Raw genomic sequence first — 17,576 nt, 5'->3', positions numbered from 1 at the left:
ATCAGTTAGCCAATTCCAAAATACGTACTACCAACTGCGAAAAATCCATACCTGCTTGGCGCGCTGCCATTGGCACTAAACTGTGACTTGTCATTCCTGGTGAGGTATTCACCTCTAGCAAGTAGAATTGACCGTCACTATCTTGCATCACATCAACTCGCCCCCAACCGCGACACCCAACCACCTGATAAGCACGCATCGCAAGTTGTGATAACTGCGCTTCTGATCCTGCATCTAAGCCACTTGGGCAAAAATATTGCGTTTCATCAGAAAGATATTTCGCCTCATAATCGTAAAACACCCCAGGAGGCTGAATACGAATTGATGGTAATGTTTGTTCACCAAGCACTGCGACCGTATATTCTGGACCACTTAACCATTTCTCAATCAGTACGGTTTCATCGAAACGAAACGCTAGTGCCAACGCCGCTGATAAATCACCTAAATTATCAACTTTGCTCATCCCTACACTTGACCCTTCAAGGCTCGGTTTGACAATAAGTGGTAATCCTAGATATGCGACTAATTCTTCAATTTTTTCAGTTTTAAGTGAACTAAACTCAAATTTACTCAACGAAACATAAGGCGATACTGCTAGCCCTGCTCCTTCCCAAAGTTGCTTTGTTCTTAATTTATCCATACTCAAGGCGGAGGCCATCACGCCACTACCTGTGTACGGCAAACCTAAAAACTCCAGCATCCCTTGAATTGTACCGTCTTCTCCTCCTCGGCCATGAAGGGCGATAAACACTTTATCAAACCCAGCATCCTTGAGAGTGACCACTGGAAAATCTTTTGTATCAATAGGATGCGCATCAATTCCAGCCTGACGTAAACCAGCAAGCACCGCATTGCCTGATTGAAGAGAAACTTCACGTTCAGCAGATGTTCCGCCAAATAACACCGCGACTTTCTCGGCCATGAATCACTCCTCTACCATGGGTGGCTGTAATTTTGTTTCAGCAAGATTACGCGCTATTTTACCAATATTCCCAGCACCTTGAACTAAAATTAAGTCATTATCTTCAAGTGCTTGAGCTAAAATTTGTGCAACTTGTTCAGGCTCTGCCACATAAATTGGATCAAGCTGACCACGACCGCGTATCGTCCGACATAATGAACGACTATCCGCCCCCGGCACAGGCTTCTCTCCCGCAGGATAAACCTCTAGCATCAGCAATACATCTACTTGGCTGAGGACATGGGCAAAGTCATCATATAGGTCACGAGTACGTGAATAACGGTGTGGCTGAAACACCATCACAATTCGTTTGTCTGGCCATCCGGCTCTTGCCGCTTTTATTGTCGCGTCAACCTCTGTTGGATGGTGACCATAATCATCCACCAACATCACTTCACCTTCTTTACCATTCACATGACGTAATGAATAGTTTCCAAGAAAATCAAAACGGCGCCCTGTACCTTGGAACTCAACCAGTGCAGACAAGATATGCTGATCATCAATGCCTTCTTCCGTCGCCACGGCGACAGCCGCTGTTGCATTCAGAGCGTTATGTCTCCCCGGTGCATTCAGTACTACGGTCAGTTCCGGCATATTTTCACGGGCAATAGTAAAGAAGCCTTGATTACCTTTTTGCTCATATTTGACGATGCGTACATCGGCATCTTCACTAAAGCCATACGTCGTCACGTAGCGACTGACTCGCGGTAATAATGAACGGATCACAGGATCATCAATACACATCACCGCACGACCATAAAATGGTAAGTTATGCAGGAAGTTGATGAACGTATCTTTCAAGGTTTCAAAGTTACCTTGGTAAGTATCCATATGGTCCGCTTCAATGTTAGTAACCACTGCAACTAAAGGCTGCAAATGTAAGAAAGAGGCGTCACTTTCATCAGCTTCTGCGATTAAATAACGGCTACTACCTAAACGGGCATGAGTCCCCGCGGATTTCACTAAACCGCCGTTAACAAATGTAGGATCTAAGCCCGCTTGCGCATAGATCCCTGAAATCATCGCTGTTGTCGTAGTTTTACCGTGTGTACCTGCCACTGCAATACCATGACGATAACGCATTAATTCCGCCAACATTTCAGCGCGGCGGATAACAGGAATACGTAATTCATGCGCCGCTTGGATTTCAGGGTTATCCGCTGAAATTGCAGTCGAAACAACGACTACGCTCGCATCTTCAACATTCTCAGGACGGTGATTAAAATAAATAGTTGCACCTAAAGCCGTGAGTTGCTGAGTAACGGCATTTGGCGCTAAATCAGAACCACTAATTTGGTAACCTTCATTTGCCAACACTTCGGCGATACCACCCATGCCAGCACCACCGATACCGACAAAATGGATGTGCCTGACTCTTCTCATTTCTGGCACTGATGTTCTTAATTTCGCCAACTGTTGTGTATTCACTGTATGTCTTCGCTTTTAGTTAATTCTATATCTATGCCATGTTATCGATGGTGATAACTATTTAGCCACTTCACTGATTACTGCCGCTACACGCTCTGTCGCGTCGGTGATAGCACAAGAACGTGCCTTTTTCGCCATCGATAATAATGCTTGCCTATCCCACTGCGCCAATAGGCTAGCAACGTTATCCGCAGTAAATTGTGGTTGCTCAAGGATTTTTGCCGCTCCCGCCTTTTCTAGCGGAAGCGCATTCCAATACTGTTGACGATCTTTATGCTGAAATGGCACAAAAATCGCAGGTAACCCTGCTGCGGCAATTTCACTGACCGTTAACGCTCCAGAACGGCAAACCACAATATCCGCCCATGCATACGCCTGAGCCATATCATCAATAAACTCCGTAACTTTATACTCGGAATTAACTGAATTTTTTAGCCGTTCATTATACAACGCTTCTGTAGTTTCCTTACTGCCTTTTCCCGCTTGATGCCAGATATTTAACTGTTTGCCTACTTTTTCAGCAACCTCTGGCATTACTTGGTTCAAAATACGCGCGCCTTGACTACCACCTACAACCAGTACGCGTATTTTACCGTCACGATCCGATAATCGCTCCTCGGGCAGTGGCAGCGCTAAGACATCTTTTCGTACTGGATTGCCAACAATTGGCGCATCCGCAAAAGCACCGGGGAACGCTTGAAGTACTCGTTTTGCAATTTTTGACAACCATTTATTCGTTAAACCTGCAATCCCATTTTGTTCATGTAGCACCACAGGTACACCTGATAACCAAGCCGCAATCCCACCAGGCCCTGAAACATATCCGCCCATACCGAGTACAGCGTCAGGTTGATATTGTTTGATAATAGCTTTTGCTTGGCGTATCGCTTTAAAGATCCGCCAAGGCGCGGCAGCCAATGCTAACGCGCCTTTACCTCTAAGCCCTGATATCCGTATAAATTCAATCTCAATACCATGTTGCGGTACTAACGTTGCTTCCATGCGATCGGCTGTGCCTAACCAACGGATTTCCCAGCCTTGAGCCTGCAAATAATGGGCCACAGCTAAACCTGGGAATACATGCCCCCCAGTACCACCAGCCATGACTAATAACCTTTTTGCTTGACTCATTTAACACTCCTTACAAACGCCTGCGCTTTTTGCAGACGTGTTTCAAAATCGACACGTAATAACACGGCAATAGCAGCAGACATAATTAATAGGCTTGAGCCACCATAGCTGATCAATGGTAATGTTAACCCCTTCGTCGGTAACATACCGGCAGCAGCCCCAACATTAACTAATGCTTGGAAGGTAAACCAAATACCTATCGAACACGCTAAATAGCCAGCAAATAATTGGTTAGCTAATAAAGCTCGACGGCCTATCATCATTGCGCGAAATGCCAGCATAAATACCATCAATAACACCAACACAACGCCAATATAGCCAAGCTCCTCAGCTAAAACCGAAAAAATAAAGTCCGTATGCGCTTCTGGTAAATATTCCAGTTTTTGGACTGAGTTCCCTAACCCTTGCCCAACTAACTCACCTCGACCAAATGCCATTAATGATTGGGTAAGCTGATAACCGCTACCAAACGGGTCTTCCCATGGATTCAAAAATGATGTCACTCGGCGCAAACGGTAAGGCTCAAACCAAATCAGTGCTAATACCCCGACAACACACGCCGCAATCCCAATAATAAAGGGGGCCAATCTTGCTCCGGCAAGGAAGAGCAACCCAAGGGTGGTGACGACTAGTACGATAACGGTTCCCAAGTCAGGCTGTAGTAGCAATAATGATGACATCACAATCAAGATACACATTGGTTTTACAAAACCAAGGAAGCGTGTTCTCACTTCCTCTGACTTTCTTACTAAGTAACTGGATACATAGCAAAATAGAGCTAATTTAGATAACTCAGCCGGCTGAATTTTAACAATACCGATATCAATCCAACGCGATGCCCCGTTGACAGAGCTCCCTGCAACCAGTACTACCGCTAATAACAGCAGGGAGACCATTAACAATACAAAGCTGTATTTTTCCCAAACTGCCATTGAGATCCGCATCACGCCTAACACTAAAACAAAGGCAATGGCTAAATAAACGGCATCACGCTTGGCAAAATAAAAAGGATCTTCTGTCAATCTTTGCCCCACCGGCATGGATGCCGATGTCACCATAATAAAACCGATTGCAGCGAGGCCAAGTGCCAGCCATACCAAGGTGCGGTCATAGAGTGTTGAGCCAGCAATAACGCCACCCTTTTCACCAAGTACCCAGTTTTTTATGCGCACAGCACCTGGTATAGTCATCAGCCTAACTCCTTCGCTAACTGAGCAAAAATCATCCCTCGCTGCTCAAAGTTTTTAAATTGGTCGATACTTGCACAAGCTGGAGACAGTAAAACCATATCGCCTGATTTTAAATGTGGAGCCAAATAACGCATGCTCTGCTCCATCGTTTCCGTCAGCACAGATTTTTCAGGCTCCAATTGGGCTAGAGCTTTACCGTCACGACCAAAGCAGTACACACGCACATTATCTTGGGCAAGATATGGCTTTAAGGGTGAAAAATCGGCAGCTTTACCATCACCACCTAATAGCAGATGCAGTGTTCCATCCACTTTTAAGCCATTTAGTGCGGCTTCCGTGCTACCCACATTGGTCGCTTTAGAGTCGTTAATCCAACGTACTCCGTTGTTCAATAACACCAGTTGGAAACGGTGCATTAATCCAGCGTAATTTTTCAGTACATCCAAGCAAGCCTTACGCTCTATGCCTGCAATATCTGCCAGTGCAAGCGCTGCCAGCGCATTCGTGTAATTGTGTTGCCCAGTCAAATGCATATCAGCAACATCAATGATGGCTTGCCCTTTCGCAACTAATAAACGCTGCTGTGTATCAAAATAATAATCACCACTATCGACCCCAAAGCTGATACACGCTTCATGACGTCTATCTCGTGGTAACGTCAGTGGGTCTTGCGCGTTCACAATGCAATTCGCCGCATTATGATAAATACGTAATTTAGCGTCGCGATACTGCGCTAACCCTAATGGATAGCGATCCATATGGTCTTCTGTCACATTCAGTACGGTTGCCGCTAAGGCTTGTAAACTGGATGTGGTTTCTAATTGGAAGCTTGATAACTCAAGCACATAAAGCTGGTGACCTTGGTTCAGTAGGGATAATGCAGGAATACCAATATTACCACCCACACCAACAGAGATACCTGCGGCTTTTGCCATTTCCCCGACTAAAGAAGTCACCGTGCTTTTACCGTTAGAGCCAGTAATGGCAATGATTGGTGCATCAGCCTCACGACAAAACAGCTCAATATCGCCAACAATCTCAATGCCTTTATTAGCCGCCTGTTGCAACTCAGGTGTCGCTAGAGCAATACCCGGACTTGCGACAATCAAATCAGCTTCTTGTAACCATGAGTTATTTAAACTGCCATGGTGATATTCGACATTGCTAGGTAATTGCTCTACACCGGGTGGGGCAGAACGAGTATCTATCACACGTGGAATGACACCTTGTGATAAGAAAAAGTGCACACAGGATAGGCCTGTTAGACCTAACCCGATAATCACCACTTTTTTACCTTGATACTGTTTACCCTGAATACGAGCCATGTTTAACGTACCTTCAATGTTGCTAACCCAATCAGGACTAGCATTAAGGAAATAATCCAAAAACGCACAATTACGCGTGGTTCCGGCCACCCTTTCAACTCATAATGATGATGAATTGGTGCCATACGGAATATACGTTGACCACGTAATTTGAAAGAACCCACTTGTAAGATGACTGATAATGTTTCTACAACAAACACGCCACCCATAATGACTAACAAAAACTCTTGGCGTAGTAGAACTGCGATAGTACCTAAAGCGCCTCCGAGTGCTAAAGAACCTACATCACCCATAAAGACTTGTGCTGGGTAAGTGTTAAACCATAGAAAACCTAATCCCGCACCAACAATAGCCGTACAGACGATCACTAGTTCACCAGCGTGTGGCAAGAATGGAATATGCAAGTAACTCGCAAAGTTAACGTTACCTGTCGCCCACGCGACCAGAGCAAACCCTGCCGCAACGAATACTGTTGGCATAATTGCTAAACCATCAAGACCGTCTGTTAAGTTAACGGCATTACTGGTTCCAACAATTACAAAGTAAGCCAGCAGAATATAAAGCATTCCCAGTTGAGGCATCACATCTTTAAAGAAAGGTACGACTAATTGTGTCGCTGGCGTCTCGTTACCGACTGCATACATTGAAAAAGCAACAATGAGCGCAATGACGGATTGCCAAAAATATTTCCAGCGAGCAATTAAGCCTCGGCTATTTTTTCTAACCACTTTTAAGTAGTCATCAGCGAAGCCTACAAGGCCATATCCCACCAATACCAACAGGACACACCAAACATAGGGATTATCTAAACGCGCCCACAACAACACCGATATACTGATTGAAAATAGAATCAGTATGCCGCCCATTGTAGGTGTGCCACGTTTACTAAAGTGAGACTCAGGCCCTACATCGCGAACGACTTGACCAATCTGCATTTTTTGTAAATAGGTAATTAAACGTGGCCCCATCCATAACGCGATAGCGAGTGCCGTTAGCAAACCGACAATGGCTCTGAACGTCAGATAAGAAAAGACGTTAAAAACAGAAAAATGATGCACCAATATTTCGGCAAGCCAGACTAACATGCAAAGCACTCCTTTAATGCATTCACGACATCTTCCATCGCGGAGCTACGTGAACCTTTAACTAAAATAGAAACAACTTCATTCTGCTGGACTAGCGGAATCAGTCGGGTTAATAAATCTTTTTTGAATGCAAAGTGCTCACCACATTCACTGAATTGACTGATCATTTCGCTCAGTGTACCCACACTCAGTACTTTATCCAGACCTGCATCTTTTGCCGCAATGCCAACGCGTTGATGACAATCTTGTGCGTAATCGCCAAGCTCGCCCATATCACCTGCAATCAAAATACGATAGCCGGGCATTTTAGCTAAAACATTAATTGCTGCAATCATTGAGCCATCATTCGCGTTATAAGTGTCATCCAATACCACTTTTGTTGGACTCAGTTGTACCGGATATAAACGCCCCGGCACTGCTTTCGTCGTCGCTAACCCATTGCGAATATCTTCCAGCGTTGCGCCAACTGAAATGGCAAGCGCACTTGCCGCAAGGACATTGGCAATGTTATGCATCCCCGGTAAAGGCAATGTGATTGCAATTTGCCCAACTGGCGTATGCAACGTAAAGTTTGTTGAAAGTTGTTTAACTTCAATATCCGATGGATAGAAATCCGCTTTGTCTTGTGGCTTCAGCGAGTAATACCACACGGTTTGCCGCGGTTGAAATTGCCAATGTGGCGAATAACTATCAAGGTTAACAATCGCGGTACCCTCGTCAGGTAGACCTTGGTAAATTTCCCCTTTTGCGCGAGCCACACCTTCAGGTGAACCAAAACCGGCAAGATGTGCTGCAAATAAATTATTCACCAGTGCACTCTCAGGCTTCACGATATTCGTGGTATAGGCGATTTCATTTGGATGATTCGCCCCCATTTCAATTACGGCATAATCATATTCGTGAGTTAGCCGAAATAGCGTTAATGGCACACCAATATCATTATTTAAGTTACCCGCTGTATACAGGGTTTTGCCACGCTGAGATAAAATGGATGCGGTCATCTCTTTAACAGAGGTTTTCCCCGAGGAGCCTGTTAAACCGACTACTTTCGCTTGGCTTTGCTTGCGCACCCATGCAGCAAGTTGCCCCATAGAAAGACGAGTGTTCGCCACAATAACCTGTGGGCAATCAACATCAAGCTCACGCTCAACCAGTAATGCAACAGCGCCATTTTCAACCACAGAAGGGGCAAAGTCATGGGCATCAAAACGCTCACCTTTTAAGGCGATAAATAAGCAGTCTTGACCAATTTGGCGGCTATCTGTACTCACTTCACTTAATGTCAGTGTAGCGGCATCAATACCTTCAGCATTAAATAAACGCCCAGCGGTCACGGCCGCCAGTTGAGCTAACGTTAAGGGGATCATGCTAACACCCCCAATAGCCTTGCAACGGTTAGGCGATCTGAATAATCTAAACGGCGATGACCGATAATTTGATAATCTTCATGGCCTTTACCTGCGATCACAATCACATCATCCGCATTTGCCTGCATGATTGAGCTGGTAACCGCTTCCGCACGCCCTGGGATCGCAAGAACTCGACTTGAATCGAGGATCCCCGCCATAATGTCATTGATAATATCTAACGGCTCTTCACTGCGCGGGTTATCATCAGTAATAACGACTTTATCCGCCCACTCTTCTGCCGCTGCGCCCATCAAAGGTCGCTTGCCTTTATCACGGTCTCCCCCGCAACCAAAGACACACCATAATTGGCCTTTACAATGTAAGCGTGCTGCCGCCAACGCTTTTTCGAGTGCATCCGGTGTGTGGGCATAATCAACAACCACGGTTGGTTTGTTTGGCGCACTAAACACTTCCATTCGACCACATACTGGTGAAAGAGATGATGATGCCTCTAATAGCTGTTCTAACGAATAATCCATCGTCAGCAGTGTTGCCATAGCTAACAATAAGTTGCTGACGTTAAATGCGCCCATCAATGGGCTTTCTAACGTTCCGTTGCCCCATGATGAGGTAAATTGAATGGTTGCTCCGCGATCATGATATTCAACCGCTGTTGCTTGTAACCATGGCCCTTGCCATTGCTCAGGAATTCGTTGTTCCATAGAAACGGCGCAAGCTTGCGGTAAACGCTGTAACCATTTTAGACCCACATCATCATCAGCATTAATAATTTGCGCTTTGGTTTGATGTGTCGAAAACAGTAACCATTTCGCCGCTTCATAACTTTCCATATCACCATGGTAATCTAAATGGTCACGGCTTAAATTTGTAAATACTGCGGCATCAAAAGGTAAGGCAGCTACGCGACCTTGCACAAGGCCGTGAGAGGAGACTTCCATCGCGGTTAATGTAGCCTTCTGCTTCAATAACTGAGTCAACTCAACTTGAATATCCACAGCGGAACCTGTGGTGTTTTCACTCGGCGCAACTTGCCCAAGTAAACCATTCCCTACGGTCCCCATGACAGCACTGGTTTCACCTAATCCTTGTGCCCACTGCGCGATCAGTTGAGTTGTCGTCGTTTTACCATTAGTGCCTGTCACCCCAACCAATTTCATTTTTTCAGCAGGATGTTGATAAAATGCCCCCGCTAATGCTGATAGGCGACTATTCAGATCATTTAGGTAAACAACGGGAACGCCGTGGATATAACGAATTTCACCTTCAGCGGCTTCACCATGCGCTTCTGCAACCACCGCGGCGACCCCTTGGGCGATCGCTTGAGAAATATAGTGTCGACCATCTGATTGATGGCCTTTAATTGCGATAAACAGATCACCGGCAGCCGCCTTACGACTGTCTAATGTCATCTCACGTAACGAGACACTTGCTGTGCTAACGCCAAATGGCGAAAGAAGATCACAAAGATTACGATCTGCCACTTTTAACCTCTTTTCTGTTAAGAACTGTGTCGTTTTTATCGTCTGTTTGTAGTGCATCAGGTTCAACGTTCATCATGCGTAAAACACCGCCCATAATTGAACCAAACACGGGTGCCGATACTGCACCACCATAATATTTACCCGCTTTAGGCTCATTGATAAGAACGACAAGGGCATAGCGTGGGTTACTTGCAGGCGCGACGCCTGCGGTATAAGCAATATATTGATTAATGTAGCGCCCTTCCGGCCCTACTTTTTTCGCAGTACCTGTTTTTATCGCGATACGATAGCCTTTTATTGAGGCTCTTGTTCCCCCACCACCCGGCAAGGCAACACTTTCCATCATGTGCACAACGGTGCGCATTATATGCTCAGGAAAAACGCGTGTTCCCGGCACAGGAGGGTCAACTTTAGTAATCGATAGCGGGCGATAAATCCCGAAACTACCAATTGTTGCATAGGCACGGGCTAACTGTAACGGTGTTACCATTTGCCCATACCCGAAAGAAAAGGTGGCCCTTTCTAAATCAGACCACCGTGTTTTTTTACTTGGAAAGATGCCACTACTTTCCCCGACTAACCCCAGATTAGTCGGCTTGCCAAACCCAAAGCGGCTATACACATCCACCAGCTCTGTGGCAGGCATCGCTAACGCCAGTTTTGAAACACCCACGTTACTCGACTTCTGTAAAATACCTGTAATTGATAATTCAGGATAACGAGCTACGTCTTTGATTTCATGACCATTAACTCGATATGGATAGGTATTCAATACGGTATTTTCTTTGACAATACGGTTATTTAATGCACTCATAACGACGAGCGGCTTGACCGTTGAACCCGGTTCAAAAATATCGGTGATCGCACGGTTACGCATAGCATCCATGGGGGTTCCTGCCAAATTGTTCGGGTTATAGGATGGGCTATTCGCCATCGCTAAAATCTCCCCCGTGTGCACATCCACTAAAATGGCAACACCTGATTCAGCTTTGTTTTCCTGAACACCTTTCGTTAATTCACGATAAACGATAGATTGAATGCGTTCATCAATACTTAGCACTAAGTTATGAGCCGCTTGGCTATCAACGGAAGAAACCGTTTCAATCACACGCCCATTACGGTCTTTACGAACAATACGCTCACCTGGCTCCCCTTTTAACCAGCGCTCAAAGCTCTTCTCGACGCCTTCTATCCCTTCGCCATCAATATTTGTCACACCAATTAAGTGCGCTGCAACAGGCCCTGAGGGGTAGTAACGGCGTGATTCTTTGCGTAAATAGATACCGGGTAATTTTAGTTTCGTGATGTATTCGCCAATAGAAGGGTTGACTTGACGAGCGAGGTACACAAAGCGCCCTTTTGGATTGGCAGAAATTTTAGCGGTGATCTGCTCAAGTGGGATCTCCAATGCATCAGCGAGCGCTTTCCAATGTTCATCATTGTTCACCCCACCTTTTTCAAATACCACTTTTGGGTCAGCCCAAATCGCATTAACAGGCACACTAACAGCCAGTTGCCGCCCTTCCCTATCGCTTATCATGCCACGTGCTGTAGAGACCTCTTGAACACGTAGGGAGCGCATATCCCCTTCTTTAACTAACTTTTCAGGCGAAATGATTTGTAGATAAGCTACACGCACTAAAAGCCCGACTAAAGCCAGTAGAATACCGCCGCACAACAAGGCAAAACGCCAGCTAACAAAGCTGGTATTTTCAGACTGTTTTTTATTCCTAGCTGACTTAGGTGCTTTCATTCGTAACCTTATCTACTGCTTAGAGACAATGATATTTTCTTGAGAAGGTTCAACATGAACCATCTGCAACTTTTCCACCGATAAACGTTCAACTCGGCTATGACTTCCCAATGCGTTTTCTTCCAAGATCAAGTTACGCCATTCAATATCCAGCGCATCTTTCTCTTCATATAGCTTGTCTTTTTCTGCCGTTAGCAAACGCGTTTCATGGGCAGTTGTGACCACAAAAATAGCGCTAATAATGATGGCCACTAGCAAAATCAAAGGAATTATCCCATGACGAAAAAGGTCACGACCAATCACTTTCCCAAGACTATGCCTTTCTGGAACCATAATTACAGTGTCCTCTGTGCAAAACGCAGTACAGAACTACGTGCCCTTGGGTTTTCGTCAATTTCAGCGTCTGAAGGCTTCATTTTGCCCACTTCACGCAGCTTAGCGACGCCCAGTTCTCGTATTTGAGCTTCCGTAAGAGGGATGCCAGCAGGAACACTAGGCCCTTTGCTATTTTGACGAATAAACCGCTTCACTAGCCTATCTTCCAATGAATGGAAACTGATCACCGAAAGACGTCCTTCCGGTGCTAATACAGAGACAGCACCTTCAAGCGCCTGCTCTATTTCTTCCAACTCACTGTTAATGTAAATACGTATTGCTTGAAAACTCCGCGTTGCAGGGTGCTTATGACGCTCTTTGATAGGGCTGACTTTAGCGATCAATTCAGCCAACTCACGAGTTCTCGTTAAAGGTGTTTCTTCTGGATTGTGGTTACGCTCAACGATGGCTTTCGCAATGCGTTTTGCAAAACGTTCCTCTCCAAAAGTTTTCAAAACCCATGCGATGTCATCAGCTTGAGCATTCATTAGCCATTGTTGGGCTGACTGCCCTTTCGTTGGATCCATACGCATATCCAACGGCCCATCACGCATAAATGAAAAACCACGCTCAGGATCATCCAGTTGGGGGGATGACACCCCTAAGTCCAGTAATACGCCATCAATTTTGCCAACTAGCCCTTCTTCTTCTACATACTCTGCAATTGCAGAAAATGGGCCATGCTTGATCATAAAGCGAGGGTCATCAATTTCTTGCGCTGCTTTAATCGCCTCTGGATCACGATCGATAGCAATCAGACGCCCTTGCTCGTTTAGCTGGCTTAAAATCAGCCTTGAATGCCCACCACGCCCAAAAGTTCCATCAATATAAATACCGTTTGGTTTAATATTTAGGCCATTTACTGCTTCATCAAGCAGTACTGTTACATGTTTAAATTGTTGCTGTGTCATGTTTATAGTGACAAATCCTGTAAACGGGTTGACAGTGGTTCTTGGGTTTGTCGTTCAGCGGCAATATCCTCTTCCACTTGCTGATACCAAGTCTGTTCATCCCAAAGTTCAAATTTATTTATTTGGCCTACTAGCATGACCTCTTTTGTTAGCCCTGCATGTTGACGTAGCGTGCTGGCTAACAAAAGACGCCCTGAGCTATCCATTTGACATTCACTGGCATGTCCCAACAAAAGTCGTTGGACACGTCTTTCTGCTGGATTCATGGTTGATAGGCGAGAGAGCTTTTCTTCGATGATTTCCCACTCAGGTAAAGTGTAAAGCAGCAGGCATGGCTGGTGGAGGTCGATAGTACAAACCATCTGCCCCTTAGATTCCTCGCTCAACATTCCCCGATATCGGGTAGGCACGGTAAGCCGCCCTTTGCTGTCGAGATTTACCAGTGTTGCCCCACGAAACATACCCAGTAAAACCTCTTTATTTCCTATTTACCCACTTTACCCCACAATTCTCCACTTATAAAGTTTACGAATGGTAGGAAAACGTTGTCAAGCCAGACGCGCCTAGCTTTTGCTTTATTTACAGAACAATTCAGAAAAGATAAGAGTGGGTAAAATCTACTTCGGAGATAAAATGAGGAATAACGGATTGATATAATTCATTTATTTTCAACAAAAGAGCAAATATTACGTAAACTCTATTTTACTGATGAAAAAACACTCAAATGATGATATTTCCTTTATATGTCTCATTTTTAATCAGTATATCGTTAACCGATTCTTTACTTTCAAAATAACCGTGAATGTTTAATAAAGGTAAATATTATCGATAACAGCCTCACAGAAAAATAAAAACCATATATTTCATATAATTAAAATACTGTTTTAATAGCCAGTATTTTACAATAAATAAAATTTTACGTGCTTTCTTTGATTTAAAAATTATTTCTTAAATCAAATTTTTTTATTTTATTTTCTTTACAATGATAAATTAGATTTACCTCGTTAAGAATAGTCCTAAAGTTAAATATTTACTTATTTTTAGCATGAAATAAAAAGCCCCATTTACTTTGGGGCTAACATAATACTTATAAACGTGATCGATATCACTTAATATTCAACCTGACTTTTTGTCTGGTTTTTATTATTTAAATGATATTTTACTGTTTGCGCCCGAGGCTACCACGTCGGCACAGATCACGACGAATACGAGTAATCCCTGCATCCGGTTTTTGTTTTTCATCTAAACTTGCCAACACCAGTTCTAAAATACGCTCAGCAATATCTCTGTGACGTTGTGCAAGTGATAAAACAGGGCAACCTAAAAAGTCCAGCAACTCACTGTCACCAAACGTTGCAATTACCATATGCTCAGGTAGACGACCATCACGCTTCAATGCAACATCTAACACCCCCTGTAACAGCGAAAATGAGGTTGTAAAGAGTGCATCAGGCATCTGATTGCCTTTATCTAACCAGTCAGCAAAGACCTCCGCCGCTGACGCCCGCTCATAGCTATTTGCATAGAGATACTTGACCTCACGAGCATCACCTTGCCAGCCTTTTCTAAAACCTTGTTCACGAAGGTAGCTCACCGATAATTCTGGCAGAGCGCCAAGATACAAGACTGACTCCGCGGAAAATTGCCTCAACTCCGTAGAGAGCATCAATGCATCTTCTTGGTCATCCCCGACAACGCTAATAAAGTGCTCTTGTTCTAGCGCCCTATCTAACGCAATAATCGGCAAAGAACGGTTGGCCCAACGCTGATAAAAAGGATGTTCAGGTGGCAGCGCCGTTGAAACAATAATCGCATCAACTTGGCGTTGTAGAAGGTGCTCAACGCAACGAATTTCGTTATCGGGCTGATCTTCTGAACAGGCAATCAACAGTTGGTAGCCACGCTGACGTGCTTGACGCTCAAGATAATTAGCAATGCGAGTATAACTTGTGTTTTCGAGATCGGGGATCACTAGCCCAATCGAACGTGTTCTCCCTGCACGTAGCCCTGCTGCTACAGCATTTGGATGGTAATTGTGCTCTCTGACAACAGCCATCACTTTTTCTACAGTTTTATCGCTGACTCGATACTGCTTGGCCTTGCCGTTGATCACATAACTAGCCGTTGTGCGAGATACCCCCGCTAAACGGGCTATTTCATCCAGTTTCACGTTAACCTCTTTGTGTTATCAGATAAAACCAACATATTGATTTTACTATTTATTTTTTACAATCCCTGATAACCGTAGCCAAGCTAAAATAGCCGCCAACGGTTAAAGCCCCGAATCAATCGGGGCTCTATGCAATGGTATTCTACCTTCAGCCGATAAATTTTTCACCGCATAATTTTATCGCCACGTGAAACACCAACAATACCTGAGCGTGCAACTTCAACAATTTCAGCAACGCCACGGACTGCTTCAATGAATGCATCCAGTTTATCGCTTGTTCCCGCTAGCTGAACGGTATACAGCGTAGGCGTTACATCAACGATTTGACCGCGGAAAATATCGGAGCAACGTTTAATTTCATCGCGGCCATAACCCGATGCTTGCAGTTTAACTAGCATGATCTCACGTTCAACATGTGCTGAAGCCGTCAGTTCACTTACACGTAAGACATCGACTAACTTATGCAGTTGCTTTTCAATCTGCTCAAGCACCTTTGCATCACCTTTTGTTTGAATGGTCATACGTGACAGTGTTGGGTCATCGGTAGGTGCAACCGTTAAACTTTCGATATTATAACCACGTTGAGAAAACAGCCCAATAACACGGGAAAGTGCCCCCGATTCATTTTCTAGTAAGACGGATAAAATACGACGCATGATCAGGTCCTCTCTGTTTTACTCAGCCACATTTCATCCATTGCACCACCACGTATCTGCATTGGGTAAACATGTTCAGTTTCATCAACGTTAATATCCACAAAAACTAAGCGTTGGTTTTCATTCACTTCTACCAGTGCTTGTTTTAATTTTTCTTCGAGTTCATCGGGGGAATGAATCGAAATACCTACATGACCATAAGCTTCTGCAAGTTTGACGAAATCAGGAAGCGATTGCATATAAGATTGAGAATGGCGGCCTTGATAAATCATATCTTGCCACTGCTTAACCATCCCCAAAAACCCATTATTGAGATTCAACACAACCACCGGTAAACCATATTGCATTGCGGTCGACAGTTCTTGGATATTCATTTGAATACTGCCATCGCCAGTAACACAGATAACCGTAGATTGTGGATGTGCTAATTTAACCCCCAAAGCGGCAGGTAAACCAAAGCCCATGGTGCCTAAGCCCCCTGAATTAATCCAATGGCGAGGCTTATCAAATGGGTAATACAGTGCGGCAAACATTTGATGCTGCCCAACATCAGAAGTGACATACGCCTCACCATTTGTCAGGCGGTAAATGGTTTCAATCGCTTGCTGAGGTTTCACTTTTTGGCTATTGGTTTCATAACGGAGGCATTTTCTCTCTCGCCAAGTTTCAATCTCTTTCCACCATGTTTTTAATGCTTGGCTATTTTGTTTGGTGGAAACTTGATCGAGCTGACTCAACATTTGCTGAAGTGTCAGCTTAGCATCCCCTACGATCGGAATATCTGTATTAACGGTTTTAGAAATAGAGGTTGGGTCGACATCAATTTGGATCACTGTTGCATTCGGACAATATTTTTCAAGATTATTCGTTGTCCTATCATCAAAACGCACACCAACAGCAAAAATAACATCAGAATTATGCATCACCTTATTGGCTTCATATGTACCGTGCATACCAAGCATCCCAACTGACTGGTGATGGGTTTCTGGAAATGCCCCTAGCCCCATGAGTGTTGATACAACAGGCAGTTGCAGTTTTTCTGCTAATGCGATGATTTCAGCCGAACAATTTGCGTTGATTGCCCCTCCACCGATATAGAAAACAGGTTTCTGCGCCGCAATCAATTTTGTTAACGCTTTTTTAATCTGCCCTTTGTGCCCTTGAAGGGTTGGGTTATAAGAGCGTAAAGAAACCGCTTCAGGATAGCGGTAAGGGTATTTATTTGCCGGATTAACCGTATCTTTAGGTAAGTCGATAACCACAGGACCTGGACGACCACTTGCAGCGATATAGAAGGCTTTCTTAATGGTTTCAGGTATGTCTTCGGCTTTTTTAATTAAAAAGCTGTGTTTTACAATTGGGCGAGATATTCCCACCATATCACACTCTTGAAATGCATCATTCCCAATCAAGGAGCTTGCTACTTGTCCTGATAAAACAACCAAAGGAACAGAGTCCATGTATGCCGTCGCAATCCCTGTAATTGCATTTGTCGCACCAGGACCCGAGGTCACTAAAATCACCCCGACTTCTCCTGTTGAGCGTGCATAACCATCCGCCATATGAACCGCGGCTTGTTCATGGCGAACGAGGATGTGATCAATACCGCCTACCGTATGAAGTGCATCATAGATATCTAAAACAGCACCACCTGGATACCCAAATACATGCTTTACACCTTGGTCAATCAAAGACTTGACGACCATTTCTGCTCCCGACAACATCTCCATGAGTTTGCCC

The 17,576-nt window shown here is 44.5% G+C and carries 15 protein-coding genes; all 15 read right to left on the bottom strand.

The window, feature by feature from the left end:
- Position 1: 1 nt before the first annotated feature.
- The 15 genes from I3B46_RS06640 to ilvI all read right to left on the bottom strand — a co-directional run bounded on the left by I3B46_RS06640 (position 2) and on the right by ilvI (position 17,566).
- Positions 2-922, bottom strand: a complete 921-nt coding sequence (locus I3B46_RS06640; protein ID WP_104872870.1) for a D-alanine--D-alanine ligase — start codon at positions 920-922, stop codon at positions 2-4.
- 3 nt (positions 923-925) lie between these two features.
- Entirely contained in the window at positions 926-2,389 is a 1,464-nt protein-coding gene (gene murC / locus I3B46_RS06635) for a UDP-N-acetylmuramate--L-alanine ligase (RefSeq protein WP_036941184.1), read from the bottom strand.
- 57 nt (positions 2,390-2,446) lie between these two features.
- On the bottom strand, positions 2,447-3,520 hold the full coding sequence (murG, locus tag I3B46_RS06630; protein ID WP_004921911.1) for an undecaprenyldiphospho-muramoylpentapeptide beta-N-acetylglucosaminyltransferase: 1,074 nt from the start codon (positions 3,518-3,520) through the stop codon (positions 2,447-2,449).
- On the bottom strand, positions 3,517-4,710 hold the full coding sequence (gene ftsW, locus I3B46_RS06625) for a cell division protein FtsW (RefSeq protein WP_004921913.1): 1,194 nt from the start codon (positions 4,708-4,710) through the stop codon (positions 3,517-3,519). Before ftsW ends, murG begins: the two co-directional genes overlap by 4 nt.
- Entirely contained in the window at positions 4,710-6,035 is a 1,326-nt protein-coding gene (gene murD / locus I3B46_RS06620; protein WP_004921917.1) for a UDP-N-acetylmuramoyl-L-alanine--D-glutamate ligase, read from the bottom strand. The genes ftsW and murD overlap by 1 nt, the downstream gene beginning before the upstream one ends.
- Before the next feature lie 2 nt (positions 6,036-6,037).
- On the bottom strand, positions 6,038-7,120 hold the full coding sequence (gene mraY / locus I3B46_RS06615; RefSeq protein WP_004921918.1) for a phospho-N-acetylmuramoyl-pentapeptide-transferase: 1,083 nt from the start codon (positions 7,118-7,120) through the stop codon (positions 6,038-6,040).
- Positions 7,114-8,487: a UDP-N-acetylmuramoyl-tripeptide--D-alanyl-D-alanine ligase gene (murF, locus tag I3B46_RS06610; protein WP_004921921.1), complete on the bottom strand. Its 1,374-nt coding sequence runs from the start codon at positions 8,485-8,487 to the stop codon at positions 7,114-7,116. Before murF ends, mraY begins: the two co-directional genes overlap by 7 nt.
- Entirely contained in the window at positions 8,484-9,971 is a 1,488-nt protein-coding gene (gene murE, locus I3B46_RS06605) for a UDP-N-acetylmuramoyl-L-alanyl-D-glutamate--2,6-diaminopimelate ligase (RefSeq protein ID WP_040133347.1), read from the bottom strand. The genes murF and murE overlap by 4 nt, the downstream gene beginning before the upstream one ends.
- On the bottom strand, positions 9,958-11,724 hold the full coding sequence (gene ftsI / locus I3B46_RS06600; protein ID WP_004921927.1) for a peptidoglycan glycosyltransferase FtsI: 1,767 nt from the start codon (positions 11,722-11,724) through the stop codon (positions 9,958-9,960). The genes murE and ftsI overlap by 14 nt, the downstream gene beginning before the upstream one ends.
- 12 nt (positions 11,725-11,736) lie before the next feature.
- Positions 11,737-12,057, bottom strand: coding sequence for a cell division protein FtsL (gene ftsL, locus I3B46_RS06595; RefSeq protein WP_072502443.1), 321 nt, complete (start codon positions 12,055-12,057; stop codon positions 11,737-11,739).
- A 2-nt stretch (positions 12,058-12,059) separates the two neighbouring features.
- Entirely contained in the window at positions 12,060-13,010 is a 951-nt protein-coding gene (gene rsmH / locus I3B46_RS06590; protein WP_004921934.1) for a 16S rRNA (cytosine(1402)-N(4))-methyltransferase RsmH, read from the bottom strand.
- A gap of 2 nt (positions 13,011-13,012) precedes the next feature.
- A complete protein-coding gene (mraZ, locus tag I3B46_RS06585; RefSeq protein ID WP_004921936.1) occupies positions 13,013-13,471 on the bottom strand; it encodes a division/cell wall cluster transcriptional repressor MraZ in 459 nt (152 codons plus the stop codon).
- Between the two features lie 698 nt (positions 13,472-14,169).
- Positions 14,170-15,180, bottom strand: a complete 1,011-nt coding sequence (gene cra / locus I3B46_RS06580) for a catabolite repressor/activator (RefSeq protein WP_004921942.1) — start codon at positions 15,178-15,180, stop codon at positions 14,170-14,172.
- A gap of 164 nt (positions 15,181-15,344) precedes the next feature.
- A complete protein-coding gene (gene ilvN / locus I3B46_RS06575; protein ID WP_004921945.1) occupies positions 15,345-15,836 on the bottom strand; it encodes an acetolactate synthase small subunit in 492 nt (163 codons plus the stop codon).
- A gap of 2 nt (positions 15,837-15,838) precedes the next feature.
- The gene (ilvI, locus tag I3B46_RS06570) at positions 15,839-17,566 is read right to left on the bottom strand and encodes an acetolactate synthase 3 large subunit (protein WP_004921947.1); all 1,728 of its coding nucleotides are present in this window, start codon (positions 17,564-17,566) and stop codon (positions 15,839-15,841) included.
- Positions 17,567-17,576: the final 10 nt, after the last annotated feature.

Origin of the sequence: Providencia sp. 2.29 (assembly GCF_015832305.1) — a bacterium.
Lineage (GTDB): Bacteria > Pseudomonadota > Gammaproteobacteria > Enterobacterales > Enterobacteriaceae > Providencia > Providencia stuartii.
This window is presented reverse-complemented; position numbering and strand designations above follow the sequence as displayed.